At 65.1% G+C, this 18845-nt stretch carries 21 protein-coding genes; all 21 read right to left on the reverse strand.

Translation table 11 applies throughout. The features are described from left to right. Positions 1 to 29: 29 nt before the first annotated feature. The 21 genes from flhB to fliD all read right to left on the reverse strand — a co-directional run bounded on the left by flhB (position 30) and on the right by fliD (position 18835). Complete coding sequence (gene flhB / locus C7I36_RS06685) at positions 30 to 1163, reverse strand: flagellar biosynthesis protein FlhB (protein ID WP_106452947.1); 1134 nt, start codon at positions 1161 to 1163, stop codon at positions 30 to 32. Between the two features lies 1 nt (position 1164). Further along, a complete protein-coding gene (gene fliR, locus C7I36_RS06690) occupies positions 1165 to 1953 on the reverse strand; it encodes a flagellar biosynthetic protein FliR (protein ID WP_106452948.1) in 789 nt (262 codons plus the stop codon). Positions 1954 to 1992: 39 nt separating this feature from the next. Beyond that, positions 1993 to 2262, reverse strand: a complete 270-nt coding sequence (fliQ, locus tag C7I36_RS06695) for a flagellar biosynthesis protein FliQ (protein WP_106452949.1) — start codon at positions 2260 to 2262, stop codon at positions 1993 to 1995. Beyond that, positions 2262 to 3005, reverse strand: a complete 744-nt coding sequence (gene fliP, locus C7I36_RS06700) for a flagellar type III secretion system pore protein FliP (RefSeq protein WP_181256312.1) — start codon at positions 3003 to 3005, stop codon at positions 2262 to 2264. The genes fliQ and fliP overlap by 1 nt, the downstream gene beginning before the upstream one ends. Further along, on the reverse strand, positions 2992 to 3345 hold the full coding sequence (fliO, locus tag C7I36_RS06705) for a flagellar biosynthetic protein FliO (protein ID WP_106452951.1): 354 nt from the start codon (positions 3343 to 3345) through the stop codon (positions 2992 to 2994). Before fliO ends, fliP begins: the two co-directional genes overlap by 14 nt. 3 nt (positions 3346 to 3348) lie before the next feature. After that, positions 3349 to 3756 carry a flagellar motor switch protein FliN gene (gene fliN, locus C7I36_RS06710; protein WP_106452952.1) on the reverse strand — a complete coding sequence of 136 codons (408 nt, stop codon included), beginning with the start codon at positions 3754 to 3756 and terminating at the stop codon, positions 3349 to 3351. Then, positions 3753 to 4814, reverse strand: coding sequence for a flagellar motor switch protein FliM (gene fliM, locus C7I36_RS06715; RefSeq protein WP_106452953.1), 1062 nt, complete (start codon positions 4812 to 4814; stop codon positions 3753 to 3755). Before fliM ends, fliN begins: the two co-directional genes overlap by 4 nt. A gap of 8 nt (positions 4815 to 4822) precedes the next feature. Beyond that, complete coding sequence (locus C7I36_RS06720) at positions 4823 to 5287, reverse strand: flagellar basal body-associated FliL family protein (protein ID WP_245880056.1); 465 nt, start codon at positions 5285 to 5287, stop codon at positions 4823 to 4825. Between the two features lie 55 nt (positions 5288 to 5342). Beyond that, entirely contained in the window at positions 5343 to 6689 is a 1347-nt protein-coding gene (locus C7I36_RS06725) for a flagellar hook-length control protein FliK (protein ID WP_106452955.1), read from the reverse strand. Between the two features lie 60 nt (positions 6690 to 6749). Further along, positions 6750 to 7193, reverse strand: a complete 444-nt coding sequence (gene fliJ, locus C7I36_RS06730; RefSeq protein WP_106452956.1) for a flagellar export protein FliJ — start codon at positions 7191 to 7193, stop codon at positions 6750 to 6752. Beyond that, positions 7190 to 8524, reverse strand: a complete 1335-nt coding sequence (gene fliI / locus C7I36_RS06735; RefSeq protein WP_106452957.1) for a flagellar protein export ATPase FliI — start codon at positions 8522 to 8524, stop codon at positions 7190 to 7192. The genes fliJ and fliI overlap by 4 nt, the downstream gene beginning before the upstream one ends. Continuing rightward, entirely contained in the window at positions 8511 to 9317 is an 807-nt protein-coding gene (gene fliH, locus C7I36_RS06740) for a flagellar assembly protein FliH (RefSeq protein WP_106452958.1), read from the reverse strand. The genes fliI and fliH overlap by 14 nt, the downstream gene beginning before the upstream one ends. Further along, the gene (gene fliG, locus C7I36_RS06745) at positions 9314 to 10357 is read right to left on the reverse strand and encodes a flagellar motor switch protein FliG (protein ID WP_106452959.1); all 1044 of its coding nucleotides are present in this window, start codon (positions 10355 to 10357) and stop codon (positions 9314 to 9316) included. Before fliG ends, fliH begins: the two co-directional genes overlap by 4 nt. Continuing rightward, positions 10347 to 12047 (reverse strand): flagellar basal-body MS-ring/collar protein FliF, encoded by a 1701-nt coding sequence (gene fliF / locus C7I36_RS06750; protein WP_106452960.1) that lies wholly within the window; start codon positions 12045 to 12047, stop codon positions 10347 to 10349. Before fliF ends, fliG begins: the two co-directional genes overlap by 11 nt. An 8-nt stretch (positions 12048 to 12055) precedes the next feature. Continuing rightward, positions 12056 to 12373: a flagellar hook-basal body complex protein FliE gene (gene fliE / locus C7I36_RS06755; protein ID WP_106452961.1), complete on the reverse strand. Its 318-nt coding sequence runs from the start codon at positions 12371 to 12373 to the stop codon at positions 12056 to 12058. Between the two features lie 79 nt (positions 12374 to 12452). After that, positions 12453 to 13781: a sigma-54-dependent transcriptional regulator gene (locus C7I36_RS06760; RefSeq protein WP_106452962.1), complete on the reverse strand. Its 1329-nt coding sequence runs from the start codon at positions 13779 to 13781 to the stop codon at positions 12453 to 12455. After that, entirely contained in the window at positions 13778 to 14803 is a 1026-nt protein-coding gene (locus tag C7I36_RS06765; RefSeq protein ID WP_106452963.1) for a sensor histidine kinase, read from the reverse strand. The genes C7I36_RS06760 and C7I36_RS06765 overlap by 4 nt, the downstream gene beginning before the upstream one ends. A 104-nt stretch (positions 14804 to 14907) precedes the next feature. Then, positions 14908 to 16350, reverse strand: coding sequence for a sigma-54 dependent transcriptional regulator (locus C7I36_RS06770; protein WP_106452964.1), 1443 nt, complete (start codon positions 16348 to 16350; stop codon positions 14908 to 14910). A gap of 407 nt (positions 16351 to 16757) precedes the next feature. Further along, positions 16758 to 17153, reverse strand: a complete 396-nt coding sequence (gene fliS / locus C7I36_RS06775; RefSeq protein ID WP_106452965.1) for a flagellar export chaperone FliS — start codon at positions 17151 to 17153, stop codon at positions 16758 to 16760. Positions 17154 to 17156: 3 nt separating this feature from the next. Next, the gene (locus C7I36_RS06780; protein ID WP_106452966.1) at positions 17157 to 17456 is read right to left on the reverse strand and encodes a hypothetical protein; all 300 of its coding nucleotides are present in this window, start codon (positions 17454 to 17456) and stop codon (positions 17157 to 17159) included. Continuing rightward, complete coding sequence (fliD, locus tag C7I36_RS06785) at positions 17453 to 18835, reverse strand: flagellar filament capping protein FliD (protein ID WP_106452967.1); 1383 nt, start codon at positions 18833 to 18835, stop codon at positions 17453 to 17455. The genes C7I36_RS06780 and fliD overlap by 4 nt, the downstream gene beginning before the upstream one ends. Between the last annotated feature and the right edge of the window lie 10 nt (positions 18836 to 18845).

Genomic DNA, 18845 nt, shown 5'->3' on the forward strand with positions numbered 1-18845 from the left:
AATCAAGCCAAAAGGCCAGTTCCCTGGCATCAGACCCGGTACTCGTCGGGTATCGGCAAGTCGTCCTTGAGCGGCACCGGACGCCGGCCCCGCCCCTTGCGCCAGGCATTGAGCTGGAACACATAGGCCAGCACCTGGGCCACCGCCACGAACAGGCCATCGGGAATCTCCCGGTCGAGCTTGGTGGAATGGTAAATGGCCCGGGCCAGGGCCGGGGAAGAGATAATGGGCACCTCGTACTCCCGGGCGATTTCGCGGATCTTGAGGGCGATCTCGTCCAGCCCCTTGGCCACCACCACGGGGGCGCTGCCCGGCTTGTCCTTGTCGTAGCGCAGCGCCACCGAATAGTGACTGGGGTTGACCACCACCACGTCGGCGGAGGGCACCTCGCCCATCATCCGGCGGTTGGCCATTTCATGCTGCAGCCGGCGGATGCGCGCCTTGACCTCGGGCTTGCCCTCGGTGTTCTTGAACTCGTCCTTGATCTCCTGGCGCGTCATCTTCAGCTGGCGGCCGTGGTTCCAGATCTGGAAGGGCACATCGATGGCCACGATCGGCAGCAGCGCCAGGCACAGCACCAGGCCCATCCACAGCAGCAGCTCCAGGGCATCGCGCATTGCCACCGGCAGCACTTCCTGGCTGAGGGACAGGATATGGTCGAACTGGCTCCACAGCAGCAACACGGCGAAGGTGGCGATAAACACCACCTTGGCCACCGACTTCAGCAGCTCCACCAGCGCCTGCACCCCGAACATCCGCTTCAGCCCCTTGAGCGGACTCATGCGGCTGAACTTGGGCATCATGGCGTCGGAGCTGAAATTGATGCCGCCCAGCAGTATGTTGCCCACCAGGGCCGCCACCAGCACCACGGCAAACAGCGCCAGCATGGGCAGCAGCAGGCTGAGGGTGGACTCCTTGAGCCCCTCCATCATGGTGGTGGTGTCGAAGATTTGTCGCCGTTCCAGGCTGAAATTGCGTTTGAACACCGTCGACAGGGCATCGCCGATGGCCCCGCTCAGCATCAGCATCCCGGCCATGGCGCCCAGCAGCACCGCCGCCGTGCCCAGCTCCTTGGAACGGGCTATCTGTCCTTTTTCACGGGCCTGCTTTAATCGCTGCTCCGTGGGCTGTTCCGTGCGTTCCTGGCCGTCGGACTCCGCCATGTCAGCCCTCCTCGCAGCGCAGCGCCAGGCTGTCGCACATCACCGCCTGCAACCGCAGCCACTGGTTTTCGAAATGGCCGAGGAAGCCGCCGAGCGACAACCACATGATGAACAAACCGCAGACCATGCTGACCGCAAAGCCCACGCTGAAAATATTGAGCTGGGGTGCGGCCCGGGTCATGACCCCGAAACTGAAGTTGATCAGCAGCATCGCCACTATGGCCGCCAGCGCCATCGATACCGCCGCCTGGAACAGCAGCGTCAGCAGGCCCGCCAGCCGTTCCCACACCGCCACCGAAAAGCCGCCGGCCGAGACCGGCAGGGTATCGAAACTGTAGACGATGGCCTGGATCATCAGCAGATGTCCGTCCAGGGCCAGGAACAGCAAGGTGCCCAGCATCAGGTAAAACTGGCCCACCACCGGCGCCGACTGGCCGTTGAGCGGGTCGACCATGGTGGCGAACCCCAGGGAGGTCTGCATGGCGATAATCTGGCCGGCGGTCACGAAAGTCTGCACCAGGAACTGGGACAACAGCCCCATGCTGGCGCCGATCAGGATCTGCTGGCCGGTCACCAGGAAGCCTTCAACCGAAAACAGTGCAATGGCGGGCATGGGCGGCAACAGCGGCGCCACCGCCAGGGTGACCGCCAGCGCCAGCAGCAGGCGCACCAGTACCGGCGTCAGCTGGGCGCCGAACATCACCACCGTCATCATCATGCCGCCGATGCGGCAGAAGGGCCAAAGGTAGGAGGCGAGCCACAGCAGGATTTGTTCGGTGGTGTAGTTCACATCTCCACTCCGGCTACCGCTTCAGGCTTCACACCCGGGTTACCCGATCACCTGGGGGATCTGGTAAACCAGCTCGTAAAAGAAGTCCATCAGCATTTCCAGCCCCCAGTGGGCGCCCACCGCCAGCGCGCCCAGGGTCACCAGCAGGCGGGGCAGAAAGCTGAGGGTCTGTTCGTTGATCGAGGTCGCCGCCTGGAATACCGACACCACCAGGCCGATGGCCAGGCTCGGCAGTATCACCGCCGACACCAGCAGGGTGACCAGCCAGAGGGCGCTGCGAAAGATGTCGACAAAGGTTTCCGGGCTCATTATCCCGCTCCCAGGCCAAAGCTGTTGGCCAGTGTGCCCATAATCAGATTCCAGCCGTCGACCAGCACGAACAGCATCAGCTTGAACGGCAGCGACACCAGCATCGGCGACAGCATCATCATCCCCATCGCCATCAGTATACTGGCCACCACCAGATCGATGACCAGGAACGGCAAAAACAGCATAAAGCCGATCTGGAAAGCGGTTTTCAGCTCGCTGGTGACAAAGGCGGGGATCAGCACCCGCAGCGGCACCTGCTCCTCGCCGTCGACCTCGATACCGGCAATGGTTAAAAAGGTATCCAGATCCTTGACCCGGGTCTGGGCCAGCATAAAGTCGCGCACCGGCAGCTCGGCCCGGGCCAGGGCCTCGCGCGAGCCGATCTCCTCCGCCAGGTAGGGCTGCAGCGCCTCGCCGTTCACCCGGTCGAGCACCGGCGACATGATGAAAAAGGACAAAAACAGGCTGATGCCGATCAGCACCTGGTTGGAGGGGCTTTGCTGCAGGCCCAGGGCCTGACGCAGTATCGACAGCACCACTATGATGCGGGTGAAGGAGGTCATCATGATGACCATGGCCGGCAGGAAGGACAGCGCCGTCATCAGCGCCAGCACCTGCAGGGTCAGGCTGTATTCCTGGCTGCCGTCCGGATTGGTGGTCACCGTGACCGCCGACATGCCTTCCTGGGCGGCCAGGGGGCCGGCCAGCAGCAGCAGCGGCCACAGCCAGCTAGCTTTTATCATGAGTCTTCGTCGCGTCATGTGAAGAAGGAAGGGAAAGCGGCCGTTCGAGCTTGCCGAGGGAGCTGACCTGCTGGGCAGTCACGCCCAGCAGCCACTGTTCCTCCCCCACCTGCACCACCAGCAGCCGCTCCCGGCTGCCCAGCGCCAGGGTGGCCACCACCCGCAGCTGGCGGTGGCCGCCCAGGCCGTTGCCGAAACGGGTCTTGCGCAGCAGCCAGCCCAGGGCCAGCACCAGGCCCACCACCAGCGCCGACGACAGGCCCCAGGAACCCCAGTCGATCTCCGGGCCCTGGGCCAGCAGCGGCCACGGCAGGCAGAGCAGGGCAAACAGCAGCGGCATGGCTTACTTCAGCTTCTTGATGCGTTCGGTCTGGCTGATCACGTCGGTCAGGCGGATACCGAACTTGTCGTTCACCACCACCACCTCGCCGTGGGCGATCAGCACCCCGTTGACCATGACGTCGAGCGGCTCGCCGGCCACCCGGTCCAGCTCCACCACCGAGCCCTGGTTGAGCTGCAGCAGGTTGCGGATGCTGATCTGGCTGCGCCCCACCTCCATCGAAATGGTCACCGGAATATCGAGGATGGTGTCCAGCTTGCGCCGTTCTTCCTGATTGATCGGCCGGTTGCCGTCGGCGCTGGAAAAGTCTTCAAGCTCGGCCCTTTTCACCGCCTCGCCGCCTTCCTCCGCCATGGCCTCGGCCCAGGCCTGGTCCAGCTCGTTAGACTCGTTGTGCTCATTCTCGCTCATTGCGCATCCTCAATGGTTCTTTCCAGTTCTTCCAGCTCGGCCTCGCCGTCTATCCGCACCCCGCGACGGGTGACTTCGTGCAGTTCGGTCTTGAACGACTCGGGCCGCTTGAGTTTTTCGGTGATCCGCACCGCCATCTGCTCGCCGGAGCGGCCCAGCTGGGCCCGGAAGGTGGGCAGCTCCTCCACCGACACCAGCAGGTGTTCGGGCATGTCCACCGGGATGATATCGCCCTGCTTGAGCTCGAAGATGTCCCTCAGGGTCAGCTCCTTGTCCAGCAGCTTGACCGACATGCCCACGTTGACGTCGAGGATTTCGTCGCGCAGCGCCTTGCCCCAGCGCAGATCGTTGTCGCCCTTGTCGCTCTGCACACCGGCGTCCAGCAGCTCGCGGATGGGCTCCAGCATCGAATAGGGCATGGTCACATGAAAATCGCCGCCGCCGCCGTCCAGCTCGATATGGAAGGAGCTGACCACCACCACCTCGGTCGGACTGACGATGTTGGCCATGGTGGGGTTCACCTCCGAGTCCAGGTATTCGAACTTGGTGTCCATCACCGGGGCCCAGGCGTCCTTGTAGTCCTCGAACACCAGCTTGAGCAGCAACTGGATCACCCGCCGCTCGGTGGGGGTGAATTCCCGCCCCTCGATCTTGGCGTAGCGGCCGTCGCCGCCAAAGAAGTTGTCCACCAGGATAAACACCAGCCGGGCTTCCATGGTGAGCAGGGCAATGCCCTTGAGCGGCCTAAAGCGCACCATGTTGAGGCTGGTGGGCAGAAACAGGGAATGCACATATTCCCCGAACTTCATCATCTGCACCCCGTTGATGGACACCTCGGCGGTGCGGCGCATCATATTGAACAGGCTGATGCGCATATGCCGGGCAAAACGCTCGTTCACCATCTCCAGGGTCGGCATCCGGCCCCGGACAATACGGTCCTGGGAAGAAAAATCGAAGGCGGCAATGCCGGTGCGGCCGCTGCCCGCGTCCTCTTCCTCTACTTCATCCACCCCATGCAACAGGGCATCGATTTCATCCTGAGATAACAGATCGCTCACAGCACCACCTATTGCACTACAACACTGGTAAACAGCACCCGTTCCACCAGCGCCCTGCCGACCACGTCGGTCAGGGCCAGATTGAGGGCATCGCGCGCTTCCTCCCTCACCACATTCTTGTTATCGGCGGTCAGGAAACTGGCGGCGGTCTGGCTGCTGAGCACCGTCAGCAGGGCACTCTCCAGCAGCGGCAGGTGGCGCTTGGCCTCGGCTTCATCGGCCTCGCCCCGCACCAGCAACTCCACTTCCACCTGCACCAGCCGGTCGCGGTTGTCGCCGCGCACGCTGAAAATAAAGGGCTTGCTCATCCCCACATAGAGGGCCTGGTTGTCCGCCACCTCGGCCACCGCCGGCGCCTGGGGCTGCTGGCCGGCAAAATACCACCAGCCGGCGCCGGCCCCGCCCAGCAGCACGATAAGCCCCAGCAGGCTGAGCCAGGTGGACAGCCGTTTCCACATCGGCTTTCGTGGCATCACCAGTTCGTTATTGTCTTTGCGTCTCGCGCCCAAGGCCATCCGTCGTCAACCCTTATGCAAAATAATCGATACGGCCATTGGCCAGATCCAGTACCCGGCCCGGCTCCACCGCCTGCCAGTCGCCGTCGTCCCCGGCGCCGGCCTGGCCCGCACCGGAGCCGGAACCGCCGCCGTTACCGCCCTCGCCCGCCAGTTGCCGCTCTTGGGGCGACGAGCCGCCCACTTCGCCCTGGCCCATGGCCAGGCCCTGCTGGCCCAGCATGTCGCGCAGGCGCGGCATCGCCTGCTCCAGCAGTTCCCGGGCCTGGGCATTGTGGGCGGTAAACTGGATATTCACCTCGCCCTGATCCAGCCGCAGCTGGATACGCACGCCGCCCAGCTCGGAGGGATTGAGGCGGATATCCGCCTCCTGCAGGTTCTGGTTGACCATCACCTGCACCTGTTGCGTCAACTGTTTGGCGTTTTGCTCGGCAGAGCCATTCAGGCTGAGGGCGCGCTCCGGCACCAGGGGCCGCTCCACCGCCGGTTGTGTTCCCTGGGGCTGGCCGCTGCCCTGAACCGGGGCCATGCCCTCGGCCCCGGACTGCGGGGACTCGGCCGGCGGCAATTCGCCCCGCTCGCCGCCCTCGATATGGCCGGCGGCCTGCGCCTGCAGGGCGGACGGCAACACCTTGCCGGTATCGCCGACGTTTTTTTCCGGCCGCCAGCGCTGGCCCAGCTCGATTTGCGCCAGCCACTCGGGCTTGTCCCCGTCCGCCTGCGCCGCTACCGCGGCCATGGCCAGGCCACGGGCCGGTTTGTCGGCGCCCGGCGCCCAGGCTTCGGCATCCTCTTCGCCGCCCCCTGAGCCATGAACCAACGGCTCGGCGCCGGGCCGGGCCGCCACCGGCTGTTCGCCGGCGGCAACCGGCCGCTCAGTTTGTCCCTGCCGCGACAGGAAGGGCCGCGGCTCCGGGATTTCGTCGCTGGGCGCCGGCTCGTCGGCCTTGGTGGCCGGCTCGGTCGCCACTGCCCCTGACAGGGGCAAGGCACCGCTTTCACCGGGCACCCGGGTGCCGTGCGCCGGCAAGGCAGTGGCAGGCAAGGCGTCTGCCTTGGGCTCAGTGTCGGCCCCTGGTGCCGGCGGCAGAGCCTGGGCCGCCTCGTCCAGCTCAGGCTGCTCCGGCGTTTCGGCAAAGGCGGCCTCACCGTTGCGGACCATCTCTTCCTCCGGCGCGGCCTTGCCGTCCCCGGCGGCGTTTGCCGGCGCCTTGCCGGGCGCGTCCCGCCCGGCCGTGCTCTGGCGCAGGGTCTCGGCAAAGTTGCCCTCGCCGCCGCCCCGGGCCGCGGCGCCACCGGCACCGGCACCGGCCGGTGCAGCAGGCGCGGCGGGGGCCACCGGAAGAATCATCATGCTCATGGAGTACCTTCAGTCGGCTGAATCCGTCTTGTCGGCGAAATTATGCAATTTATGTGCCGCCTACCTGGGCTGCTTTTTATGGAAGCGGTAGATGGCCAGGTTGTCGAGCATCTTCTGTTCGTTGCGGGCCGCCTCCAGTTGCTGCCGCTGCCGGTCGCGCTCCAGCAGCTGGGCAATGGCCTGGCGGCGGGTTTTTACCTGCATCCAGGACTGGCTCGCCTTGTCCACCTGCTCCCGGGCCTGGCGGATGCCGTCAAGCTGCTGGCGCTGGGCCACTTCCAGCTTGTCGATAAAGCCCTGGAAATGGCCGTATTGGTGGGAGCTTAGCCCTTCCCGGCCCCGGTGATGGAATTCCTGGCTGTAGTGGCGCTGGTACTGGCTGAGGGTCTGCTGCTGCTGCTGCAGCATCTGCAGCTGACGCTGGGCCGAATTGAGCAACGCCGCCGCCTGGCGCTCTTCGCCGTCGAGCTTGTCCAGCAGCAGGTGCAGGGCGCGGGAGCTCATGCGCCCGCCCTCATCAGCGGCCGGGTCAGGATCTCAAGCTCGTTGATGCTGGCCTCCAGGTTGATCACCTCCTTCATGCCCTGGGTCAAAAAGCGATCCAGCCGGGGCCGGATATTGATGGCCAGATCCAGCCGGGGATCGGCCCCCTGCTGGTAGGCGCCGAGGTTGATCAGGTCGTGGTTCTGCTGGTACAGGGCATAGGCCTGCTTGGCCGCCCGGGCGCTGCGCTGGTGCGCCTCCGTGGTCACCGCCGTCATTACCCGGCTGATCGATTTTTCAATGTCGATGGCCGGATAATGGCCGCTGTCGGCCAGCTGGCGCGACAGCACTATGTGGCCGTCGAGAATGGCCCGGGCCGCGTCGGCGATGGGATCCTGCAGATCGTCGCCCTCGGTCAGCACGGTAAAAAAGGCGGTAATGCTGCCCTGCCCCTCGGCGCCGTTGCCGGCCCGCTCCACCAGCGCCGGCAGCTTGGCAAACACCGAAGGCGGATAGCCCTTGCTGGCGGGCGGCTCGCCCACCGCCAGGGCAATTTCCCGCTGGGCCTGGGCATAGCGGGTCAGGGAGTCCATCAGCAACAGCACATTGAGTCCCTGGTCGCGGAAATACTCCGCCAGGGTCAGCGCCGTCTCGCACCCCTTGAGCCGCATCAGCGGCGAGGCATCGGCCGGCGCCGCCACCACCACGGAACGGGCCCGGCCTTCCTCGCCCAGGATAACGTCGATAAATTCCTTCACTTCCCGGCCCCGTTCGCCGATAAGCCCGACCACCACCACATCGGCCCTGGCGCCCCGGGTCATCATGCCGAGCAGCACGCTCTTGCCCACTCCCGAGCCGGCAAACAGCCCCATGCGCTGGCCCTGGCCCACGGTGAGCACCGAGTTGATGGCGCGCACGCCCACGTCCATCGGTTGTTCGATGGGCTTGCGCGCCATGGGATTGAGCCGGCGGGCGGTAAAGTCGGCGGTGGCCGCCGTCACCAGCGGGCCCCGGCCGTCCAGGGGATGGCCAATGCCGTCGATCACCCGGCCCAGCAGCTCCATGCCCACCGGCACCCCGGCCCCGGCGCCGACCGGCGTCACCCGGGCGCCGGGGATCACCCCCTTGAGGGACTCGCTCGGCATCAAATACAGCCGGTCTTCGGAAAAGCCCACCACCTCGGCATCCATCTCGCCGAACAGGGTCTGGATACGGCACTGGCTGCCCACCGCCGCGGTGCAGCCCACCGCCTCCAGGGTCAGCCCCACCACCCGGGTCAGCTTGCCGCTGGCCACCATGGCCGGCGCCAGGCCGCTGGCCTGGTAGCCGAGCAGGCGTTCACTCAGGGTCATGGAAGCGATTCCAGTTGGCCTTCATAAAATTGGTCATCAGGGCGTCGATACGCTGGTGCAGGTCGGTTTCCAGCTCCGACATGGCGGTTTTCAGGCGCAGCCGGCCCGGTTCGAGCAGGGGATCTTCCACCAGCTCCCAGCCGCGCCGGGCCAGGCTGTCGTCGTCGAACTGCTCGCGCAGCAGGGTCAGATCCTGGCCATGCAGAAAAAAGGTAATGCGGGGTTCATGGCCCGGCAGGGCGGCCACCGCCTCCTGCACCGTGGCCAGCAGCAGCCGGGGCGAAGTGCGGGCTTCCGCCTTCAGCAGGTTGCGGGCCAGCTCCATGGCCAGGGTCACCAGGCTTTGCTCCACCCTGTGGTCGACCCGGGCCAGCGGGGCAACCAGCTGATCCACCAGCTGTTGCCACTGGCCGCAAAGGGCGTCAATGCGCTCCCGGCCCTCGGCCAGGCCCTGCTCCAGCCCCTGTTCCAGGCCGGCGGCGTGGCCTTCCTGCTGGCCCTTGAGCCGGCCTTCCTCCCGGCCCTGCTCAAAGCCCTTGGCGCGGCCCTCGGCAATGCCCTCGTCGTAGGCGGCCTGGCGGATTGCCTCCAGCGCCTCGGCGGTGAGCGGCTCGGGCTCCGGCTCGGCTTCCAGCTCCACCACCGGCTCGGGCTCCGGCTCGGGAAAACGGTAGCCCAGGGCATTGCCCCTGGGCTCGGCGCTGGCCTTGGCCTCGCCCATGTCCGGCCAGGACCAGTGGCGCACCGGCTCGCCGTCCGGGCGCAGGTATTGCCTGAGTTTGTCCTTGCTCATACGTAATCGTCACCGGGCCCCTTGGACAGGGAAAGCTCACCCTCATCCGCCAGGCGCCGGGCAATGGCCAGGATTTCCTTCTGCGCCACTTCCACTTCGCTGACCCGCACCGGCCCCATGACCTCCATGTCTTCCTGCAGCATTTCGGCGGCACGCTTGGACATATTGCGGAAAAACTTGTCCTTCAGCATGTCGTCGGCCCCCTTGAGGGCGCGCTGCAGCACATCGTTGGTGACCTCGCGCAGCAACAGCTGGATGCCCTTGTCGTCCAGGTCGATCAGGTTTTCGAACACAAACATCAGATCCTGGATCTTCATGCTCATTTCCTCGTCCTGATCGCGGATGGCGTCCATCAGCGCCCCTTCCACCGCCGTGTCCAGGTAGTTCATGATGCTGGCCGCGGCCTTCAGGCCGCCCATCTTGGCCGACTGCACCCCGCTCTGGCCGGCAAACTGCTTTTCCATGATATCGTTCAGTTCCTGCAGCGCCGCCGGCTGGACTTCCTCCAGCTCGGCCACGCGCATGATCAAATCCAGCCGCACCGGCTCCGGGAACTGGTGCAGGATTTCCGCCGATTGCTCGGGCTCCAGGTAGGCCAGCACTATGGTCTGGATTTGCGGGTGTTCGTTCTGGATCAGGCTCGCCACCTGGCGGGCATCCATCCACTTGAGCGAATCCAGGCCGCGGGCACCGGCACCGGCGGCAATCTGGTCCACCAGCCGGCTGGCCTTGTCCTCGCCCAGCGCCGCCACCAGCGCATTGCGCACAAAGTCCTGCACGCCCACGCCGATATTGGTGAAACGCTGGATATCTTCCACAAACAGCCGGTGCACGGCGCCCACCTTGTCGGGGCTGAAATCGCTGGCGGACGACATCATCACCCCCAGCCGCTGCACATGCTTGGGATCGAGGTGGCGGAAAATCTGCGCCGCGTCGTCCTCCTTCAGGCTCAGCATCAGCAGGGCCGCCTTCTCGACGCCGCTCATGCGGCTCAGCAGCACCCGCTGCTCGTCGGAAATATCGATTTCGTTAGCGCTCATCGCTCTTTATCCAGTATTTGATCACCTGGGCGGTCAGGTCGGGTTCATTGCCCGCCAGCGCCCGCACAACGCGCAGCAGATCTTCTTCCTTGTGCAGATCGGGCAGCTTGAGCTGGCCGTCCTCGATGCGGAACAGGTCGTCTTCCGCCTGCTGGGCCAGCAGGCTCAGCTCGTCGGAGCCCATAAAGGCGTTCTGGGCATCCGGGTCGGACTCCGTCACCTTGTCGCCGTGCAGCAGCCGCATCACCATGGGCCGCACCAGGGTCACCAGCAGCACCACCAGCACCACCACGGCGCCCAAAATACGCATCAGGTGCCAGAACCAGGGCTGCTCATAGAAGGGTTCCGCCGCCATGGCGTCGAAATCGGGCCGGTTAAAGGGCACCGCCACCACCTCGATGGCATCGCCCCGGCTCACGTCAAAGCCCAGGCCGCCGCGCAGCAAGCGCTCCACCTTGGCCAGCTCCTCGGCACCGAGGGGCTGGCGCACCAGGCCGCCCTCGCCGTCGGGCACCGACTGGTAATCCACCGCCACCGACACCGTTAGCCGGCGAATGTCGCCCACCGCCGTTTCGGTGCGGCTGATGGTGGTGTCCAGCTCGAAGTTGCGGGTCGCCTCGCGCCGGTTGCGCTCGTTGCGGGCCTTCTCCTGGGCCAGGCCCTCGGCCTCTTCCGGGATCTCCGACTCCATCGGCGGCTGGTTGGTAAGCGCGCCCGGAATGCCCACCGGGCCCAGGCCCAGGGTGTTGTCTTCCATCACCATTTCCGAGCGCACCGCCGGCATGTCGGGGTTGAAGGTCTTGGTGGTCTGCTCCTGGCGGGTGAAGTCGAGGCTGACGTCCACCTCGGCGGTATAGTTGCCAAGCCCCAGCACCGGGCTCAGGATGGCGTCGATTTTCTGGCGGTAGTCGTCTTCCTGCTTTTGCTGCAGTTCAAATTCGCGCCGGGTGCGGGCCGCCAGCGGATCCTGGGAGCCGGAGTTGAGCAGGCGGCCGTTCTGGTCGGTCACCGTCACCCGCCCCGGGGTCAGGTCGGACACGGCGGAAGCCACGGTGTCGACAATGGCGTCCACCTCCTCCTGGCGCAGGGTGCTGCCCCGGCGCAGGTTGAGCACCACGGTGGCGCTGGGCTGGCGGCGGTCGCGCACAAAGACGTTTTCCCGGGGAATGGCCAGCAGCACCTGGGCCTGGGCCACGCTGTTGTATTGCTCAATCACCCGCGCCAGCTGGCGCTCGCGGCTCAGGTTGAGCCGCTCCCGCTCCAGCCGCTGGCTGATGCCAAAACCGGGGTCCGACAGCAGAATGGCGTCGCCCTGGGGCAGGCTTTCGCTCAGCCCCGAGCGGCGCATGCCGAGCTGGATATCGGCAAACTGATCGGCGCGCACCATCACAGTGCTGCCGTCCACCTTGTATTCCAGCTTGTTGGCGTCCAGATAATCCAGGGTTTCTATCAGCTCGGCATTGTCGTAAATGCCGAGCGGCCGCATTTCCGGCTCCTTGCCCCACAGCAGCACAAACACCGCAATCGCCAGCACAATGGCCAGCGCCAGCACCAGCATGATCTGGCGCAGGATGTCGGAATGGCTCAGGATGGCAAGGGGCGTGCTTTTCTGTTCTTCGGCGTCCAGTGTTCCATTGTCTCCGTTCGCCAGAACGTTTTTGTCGGCATCCACCAGCGGATTATCGGCCACCTGTTACCTCACACCGGCATGTTCATGATGGTTTTATAGGCGTCGACCACCTTGTTGCGCACCTGCACCGTGGCCTCGAAGGCAATGCCCGATTTTTGCGCCGCCAGCATCACCTGCTCCAGGCTCACCGCCTCGTCGCCCAGCTCAAAGCGGGTACGCAGATCATCGGTGCTTTTTTGCAGGCCGTTGACGTTGTTGATGGCCTTGCCGAGCAGGGCCGAAAAATCCTCGTGCAGGCCGCCGGCCTGTACCTGGGGGGAGGAAGTCCGCATTTCTCCTTGCAGAGACTGCATTTCTGTCAGCAAACCGCTGGCGTTAATGTCCATGTGCATGGCTCCCGAAGCTGTTGTAACCGTAAAGTTGACGTTGCGGATGATAAGGCAATTAGCAGGCCAGGGCGAATCATTACACGCCCTGGCCCGGAACCTGTATGCCCGCCTCGCGCATGCGGGCCAGCTTGTAGCGCAGGGTGCGCGGGCTGATGCCCAGCCGCTCCGCCACCTGCTGGCGGCTGCCGGCGCAGGCCCGCAGCGCCTGCAGAATAATCTGGTGCTCCTGGCTTTCCAGCTCCCGGCCCAGGTCTTCCTCCACCGGGGCCGGGGCGGGCGCCATGGCCGTATCCAGCAGGATGTCATCGGCGCCGATGCACTGGCCCGGCGCCAGAATCAGGGCGCGCTGGATCACGTTGTCCAGCTCGCGCACATTGCCCGGCCAGGAGTGGCCGCGCAGCCGCCGGCAGGCGTCTTCCCCCAGCTCCACCCCGCTGCGCCCCAGGCTCTGGCCGTGGCGCGCCAGCAAAAAGCGGGCCAGGGGCAGTATGTCGTCGGGCCGCTCGGCCAGGGCCGGCCAGGCCAGCGGAAACACATTGAGCCGGTAATAAAGATCTTCCCGAAACCGCCCCTCGGCCACCGCCGCCCGCAGATCCCGGTTGCTGGTGGCCAGCACCCGCACGTCCAGGTTGAGGGTCTTGCGCCCGCCCAGCCGCTCCACCTCCCGCTCCTGCAGCACCCGCAGCAGCTTGGCCTGCAGCGACAGCTCCATTTCGGTGATTTCGTCCAGCAGCAGGGTGCCGCCCTGGGCCTGCTCGAACTTGCCCGGGCAGGCCTGCAGGGCGCCGGTAAAAGCGCCCTTTTCATAGCCGAACAGGGTCGCCTCCAGCATATTGTCGGGAATGGCGGCGCAGTTGATGGCCACAAAGGGCCCGTCGGCGCGGCCCGAGCGGCGATGGATAAAGCGCGCCAGCACCTCCTTGCCGGTGCCGCTGGGGCCGGTGATCATCACGCTGGCCGCCGAGCGGGCCACCCGTTCGGCCAGTTGCAGCAATTGCAGGCTGCGGGCGTCGGCCACCACGGGGTCGCCCTCGTCCCGGGCGCTGTCGCCCACATGGCGGGCCACCCGGGCCAGCAGGGTATCGGGCACAAAGGGCTTGGCCAGGTAATCCACCGCCCCCTCGCGCATGGCGCTCACCGCCCCCGCCACCTGGGCATGGGCGGTCATCACCAGCACCGGCAGGCCGGGAAAGCGGCCGTTGATCCAGCGCAGCAGGGCCAGGCCGTCCATGCCCGCCATTTGCACGTCGGTCAGCACCATGTGCACCGCCTGTTCGTTGAGCAGCGCCATCGCCTGTTCGGCGCTGGCCGCGGCCAGGCAATGGTAGCCCGCCAGCATCAGGGTATCTTCCAGCGCCTGGCGCAGGCCGAGATCGTCTTCCACTATCAGCAGGGTTGCCGTCATCCGTCAGCCTCGTTGTTGTTCAGCATCGGCAGGCAGAGGCGAAAGCAGCACCCCCGGCCCGGCGCCGATTCCAGCTCCACCCGCCCCTGGTGCGCCTGCACCACCGACTGCACCGCCGCCAGCCCCAGGCCGGTGCCCTGGCCGCGGGTGGTAAAAAAGGGTTCAAAGGCCCGGGCCTGCAACGCCGGGTCCATGCCCGGGCCGTTGTCCCGCACCTCAAGCCGCCAGTGCGCGTCTTCCGCCGCCACGGCCAGCTCAACCCGGCCGGCGCCCGCCTGCAGGGCGTTTTCCACCAGGTTGAGCAGGGCGCTTTGCAGGCTGTTGGCATTGCCCAGCACACGCGCCCCGGCCGGCACGGCCGGCACAATGTCGGCCCCGGCCGCCTCGGGCAGGGCACGGGCGGTGTCGACCACCCGCGCCAGCAGCTCGTCCAGGCAAAGGGGGCCCGCCAGGGGCGCCTGCTGTTGGCGGGCGAACAGCAGGATGTCACTAATTTGACGTTCAATGTCCGCCAGCCGCTGCTGCAGCCGCTGGCAAAAATGGGCGTGCTGGCGCGGCGCCAGCGCCGGATTGGCCAGGTTGGCGCCATACAGCATGGCCGCCGACAGGGGAGTGCGGATTTGGTGGGCCAGGGTGGCCGCCATCTTGCCCAGGGCCGCCAGCCGCTGGGCATGGCCCTGCTGCTCGGCCCAGGCGCGGGTGGGCGTTATGTCGGTCAGCTGGATCAGCTGCCCCGGCCGGCCGGCCAGGTCGGCAATGGCCAGCTGCACCCGCCGGCCATTGTGCAGCGACACCTGAAAACCGTCGTCGGGGCGGGGCGCAAAGGCGCGGGCGATCACCTCCACCCAGGGCCGCCCCTGCAGGGGCTCGCCCAGCAGGGCGCGGGCGGCCGGGTTGGCGCGGGTCACCACGCCGTGGCCGTCCAGCCACAACAGGCCGCTCGGCATCGATAAAATCAGCTGCTCCAGCTGCTCCGCTTCCAGCAGCGACAGCCAGCGGGCATCGGTTTCGGTGTCATTCATACACCCAGTTATTCAAAAACCGTGCCATTAAATAACCGTTCCTGATAGGGCTGCCTCGACCGGCCCTGGCCTCCCCTTCGGCACCGTTATTTAACACCGCCGGCTCAGAAGTCCCGGCCAATGCCGTATTTCTTCATTTTTTCCACCAGGGTAGTGCGGCGCATGCCCAGTTGCTCCGCCGCCCGCGCCACCACGCCGTCGCTGGCGTCCAGCGCCTGGGTGATCAGATCGATCTCGATGCTCGCCAGCATCTCCTTGAGGTTGATGCCCTCGGCGGTCAGCCGGGGCAGGCGCAGCTCGTCCGCCTCTTCGGCCTCGTCGCCAAACTCGAAAAACACCCGGTTTTCTTCGGCAAAGGCGTCGTCGTCGGCACCGCCGAACATGGCGGCCAGGGCTTCGCGCTCGTCCTGCTCCTCGCTGGCGGGCGCCTCGCACTCGCCGTTGAGGCAGCGGTAGCGGGGCGGCAGGTCGGCCAGGTCCACCCGCTGGTTGGGGCACAGAATAAACATCCGCTCCACCAGGTTGGACAGCTCGCGCACATTGCCCGGCCAGGGGTACTGCTGCAGCGAGGCCACCGCCGCCGGGGTAAACGACAAGTCGGCGCCCTGGCCTTCCCGGTGGCGCTGCACCAGCTCCGCCAGCAGCAGCGGAATGTCTTCGCGCCGCTCGCGCAGGGGCGGCACCTGGATGGGAAACACATTGAGCCGGTAATAAAGATCTTCCCGAAAACGCTGCTCGCGGATCATCTGTTCCAGGTCCCGGTGGGTGGCGGCAATCACCCGCACATTGGCCTGGATGGGCCGGGTGCCGCCCACCCGCTCAAAGGTGCGCTCCTGCAGCACCCGCAGCAGCTTGACCTGCATGGGCAACGGCATGTCGCCGATTTCATCGAGAAACAGAGTGCCGCCCTCGGCCAGCTCAAACCGCCCCTTGCGGCTCGACACCGCCCCGGTAAAGGCGCCCTTTTCGTGGCCGAACAGCTCGCTTTCGAGCAGCTCGGCGGGAATGGCGCCGCAATTGATGGGCACAAAGGGCCCCTCGGCCTGCTGCGACAGCATATGGATGGCCTGGGCAATCACCTCCTTGCCGGTGCCCGACTCGCCCAGCAGCAGCACATTGGCCTGCTTGCCCGCCACCTGGCGCAGCAGCCCCTTCACCTCCTTCATGGCCGGGCACTGGCCGATTAAAAAACGCTGCAGCTGCTGCTCCCGGCCCACCGCCGGGTGCAGCTGGCGCGCCCGATGCAACAGCGGGGTCAGCTCGTGGTAGGTAAGCCGGCGCAGGCAGCCGGCCAGGTTGGCGGCATTGAGCCCCACCGGCTCCAGGGTAATAAAGGCGTGTTGCGGATAGGCCGCCACCAGCTCGGCCAGGGGCAGCGGGCTTTGCCCCACCAGCACGGTCAGCGGCATCGACTGGCCCAGCTGGCCCGCCGCATCCCGGCCGAGCCCGCTTTGCCAGTGCACCTGCATAAAGGAAAGAATGGCTTCAAGACGTGTGCGACGCTCATCGTCGTTGTCGATAATCAGTACGCTTCCGAAAGATCCCATGAGATGGAACAATCCTTACACCTGAAGAGTGCTATCGGTTGGTGATGAAAAGGGCCGTCGTCCTGACACCCTCCCCGGCTCGTAGATTATTGGCGGCCAGACCGCACTTTTTATGACAACCCGGCGAAAAAAACCGCGACCGGGCGCACCAAGGGGTGCATGAATGCCGGGATTCTGACACAGCCGTCAAATTATCTCGACCCGGGAGCCCCCTTTTTAGTGGATTAGTTGATCCTGATCAACCCCGGGCCGCCCCCGCCCGCCGGTTAACGTTTGAATCCCCACGGCGCGTCACAAAATCAACACCCGCCCCCGGCGCAATTTTGACAGTACCGCTCCCGTGCTATATGCCGCCCAAACAAAAACCCCCGCAAGGGCGGGGGTGGGCGGGCTGGGCATGGGCCCGGTTATTCGGGCACGGCCTGCTGGTCGGCGGGGATGGCGTCCCAGGCTTCCTTGATTTCGCGGATGGCGTTACTGACGTTGTCGATGCGACCCATGTCGTTCTCGGCGGTGGCCAGCAGCAGTTCACGAATGGCGTAATCGTAAATGCCATGCAAATTGGTGGCGATTTCGCCGCCCGCTTCCGGGTCCAGCGAACCCTGCAATTCGTTGAGGATGGCGATGGTGCTGCTCACCAGCTCGCCGCGCCGGGCCACCTGGCCCTGCTCGGCCGCCACCCGGGCCTTGGCCAGGCGCTCCAGCACCCCCGCCAGCAGCATTTGCACCATTTTGTAGGGGCTGGCCACGTTTTTCTGGCTGTCTACCGCCACCGATTTATAAGCTTTAAGGGAACCGCGCATTGCTTACTCCTGATGTTTGATTTTTTGATAGGCCCCCACCGAGCGGCGGCCCTTTTGCATGTTGGCCAGCTGCTCGGCCAGCTGCTGGCGGGTGTGCTCCGCCAGCTCTTTCAGTTGTTTCGAGCGGGCCATCAGCTCGCCCACCTGCTCGGGGCTGAGCATTTCCTGCTCCAGCAGCAGGGCCAGCAAGCGGGCCCGCTCGGCAAGCAACGCCTGCAGCTGTTCGCCGTCCAGCTGCTCTGGCGCGCCAAAGCGGCCCAGCAGTTCGGCATCCAGGGTTTCCAGTTGTTTGGTCAGGCTCATTTTCTGCTGCCATAAAAGTCGGGCATGTTTTCAAAGGCGCTGATCACCGAGCTGAGCTGCTGGTTCATTTGCGACACCACCATGTCCATGGCGGAAAACTGCTTGTACACCCGCGCCTCATATTGCTCCATGTAGTCATCAAATGATGCCTTCTCTTTTTCCAGCTTTTTCATTTGCTGGCTGAGGGTTTCACCCTTTTGCGTGATGACGCCTTCCTTGCCCACAAAATCGTCGGCCAGGCCCGTTAACTGACCAGTAAGACCCTTTTCACCGGCAAGAAGCAGACCAACCTGCTCAAAATTATCACTCAGCTGTTGCTGCAACTGTTCGCTGTCCAGCTCCAGGGTGCCGTCTTTATTGGTGGTAATGCCCAGATCCGCCAGGCTCTGCACCGGCGGCTGAGTGCCTTCAATGGGCGCGCTCATCATGCGCCGTAGCTGAGACATCAAATTGCGGGTGCTGGTATCGCCATTGAGCGGCGAGGCCTTGCCGGCGTCGGCATCGTAACGGGTGAGCGAGTCTACCGTGCTGGCCACCTTGTTAAAGGCGTCCACCAGGCTCTTGATATTGTTTTCCACCGCTTTTTTGTCGTAACCAATGGTAAGCCGGGTGTCGGGCTTTTCGGTGGTATTGACCTTGTCGAGGGTCAGGGTAACGCCGGCGATGGCGTCTTTTATTTCATTGCTCTGGCTGGTGACCCGGGCGCCGTCTATGGTGAGCTCGGCATTTTTGGCGGCCTGCACCTCGGTGAGCTTGCCGTCGGCGTCCAACAGTTGCGACAGGCCGCCCGGCGTGTCTTCATCCACCGTGAGGCTGATTTGATGATCGGTGCCGGTTTTTTCGGAAAACAGCACCAGTCGCGAGCCGGCGTCGTCGGTTACCACAGTGGCCTTCACGCCCTTGTTGTTTTCTGCCCGGTTAATGGCATCGGCAATGCCGGAGAGGGTGCTTTTGTCTTTTTCCACCGCCACGGAAAAGGACTCTTTCCCCACGCTGATGTTGAGGCTGCCTTCCCCCAGCTCGGTGGTTTTATCAATGGCCTGGCTGCCGGCCTTGTGGGCCTGGGCCAGCTGGTCCACCACCAGGGTATAGCTGCCGGCCACGGCGTCCTTGCTGGCCTTGGCGGAAACAAAGCCGCTTTCGCTGAAGCTGGTGGAGCGCTTTTGAAAGGCATCGTTGCCTTCCAGCTTGCCCAGAGCGGTTTTAAAGCCGTCGAGGGCACTGGTGAGCGAGCCATAGGCCGAGAGCTTGACGTTAATGTCCGCCGCCCGTTTGTTGAGCAGCTGCTCCTTGGGGGCCCGCTCGGCATTTACGGTGGCATCCACAAAGCTCTGAATGGGAAAGCCCGAGCCCACCCCGGGCAGTTTAAGATCACCCATTTTCTATCTC

The sequence above is a fragment of the Zobellella taiwanensis genome (assembly GCF_003012795.1).
Classification (GTDB): Bacteria; Pseudomonadota; Gammaproteobacteria; order Enterobacterales; family Aeromonadaceae; genus Oceanimonas; species Oceanimonas taiwanensis.

Bases quoted from the DNA above. Each gene is read 5' to 3' on its own strand.
- C7I36_RS06720 (WP_245880056.1), bottom strand. From the start codon at position 5,287: ATGCCACGAAAGCCGATGTGGAAACGGCTGTCCACCTGGCTCAGCCTG.
- fliS (WP_106452965.1), bottom strand. From the start codon at position 17,153: ATGCGCGGTTCCCTTAAAGCTTATAAATCGGTGGCGGTAGACAGCCAG.
- C7I36_RS06765 (WP_106452963.1), bottom strand. From the start codon at position 14,803: ATGAATGACACCGAAACCGATGCCCGCTGGCTGTCGCTGCTGGAAGCG.
- fliH (WP_106452958.1), bottom strand. From the start codon at position 9,317: ATGAGCAAGGACAAACTCAGGCAATACCTGCGCCCGGACGGCGAGCCG.
- C7I36_RS06780 (WP_106452966.1), bottom strand. From the start codon at position 17,456: ATGAGCCTGACCAAACAACTGGAAACCCTGGATGCCGAACTGCTGGGC.
- fliJ (WP_106452956.1), bottom strand. From the start codon at position 7,193: ATGAGCTCCCGCGCCCTGCACCTGCTGCTGGACAAGCTCGACGGCGAA.
- fliE (WP_106452961.1), bottom strand. From the start codon at position 12,373: ATGGACATTAACGCCAGCGGTTTGCTGACAGAAATGCAGTCTCTGCAA.
- fliD (WP_106452967.1), bottom strand. From the start codon at position 18,835: ATGGGTGATCTTAAACTGCCCGGGGTGGGCTCGGGCTTTCCCATTCAG.
- C7I36_RS06725 (WP_106452955.1), bottom strand. From the start codon at position 6,689: ATGAGCATGATGATTCTTCCGGTGGCCCCCGCCGCGCCTGCTGCACCG.
- fliP (WP_181256312.1), bottom strand. From the start codon at position 3,005: ATGATAAAAGCTAGCTGGCTGTGGCCGCTGCTGCTGCTGGCCGGCCCC.
- fliQ (WP_106452949.1), bottom strand. From the start codon at position 2,262: ATGAGCCCGGAAACCTTTGTCGACATCTTTCGCAGCGCCCTCTGGCTG.
- fliI (WP_106452957.1), bottom strand. From the start codon at position 8,524: ATGACCCTGAGTGAACGCCTGCTCGGCTACCAGGCCAGCGGCCTGGCG.
- fliO (WP_106452951.1), bottom strand. From the start codon at position 3,345: ATGCCGCTGCTGTTTGCCCTGCTCTGCCTGCCGTGGCCGCTGCTGGCC.
- fliN (WP_106452952.1), bottom strand. From the start codon at position 3,756: ATGAGCGAGAATGAGCACAACGAGTCTAACGAGCTGGACCAGGCCTGG.
- C7I36_RS06770 (WP_106452964.1), bottom strand. From the start codon at position 16,350: ATGGGATCTTTCGGAAGCGTACTGATTATCGACAACGACGATGAGCGT.
- fliG (WP_106452959.1), bottom strand. From the start codon at position 10,357: ATGAGCGCTAACGAAATCGATATTTCCGACGAGCAGCGGGTGCTGCTG.
- flhB (WP_106452947.1), bottom strand. From the start codon at position 1,163: ATGGCGGAGTCCGACGGCCAGGAACGCACGGAACAGCCCACGGAGCAG.
- C7I36_RS06760 (WP_106452962.1), bottom strand. From the start codon at position 13,781: ATGACGGCAACCCTGCTGATAGTGGAAGACGATCTCGGCCTGCGCCAG.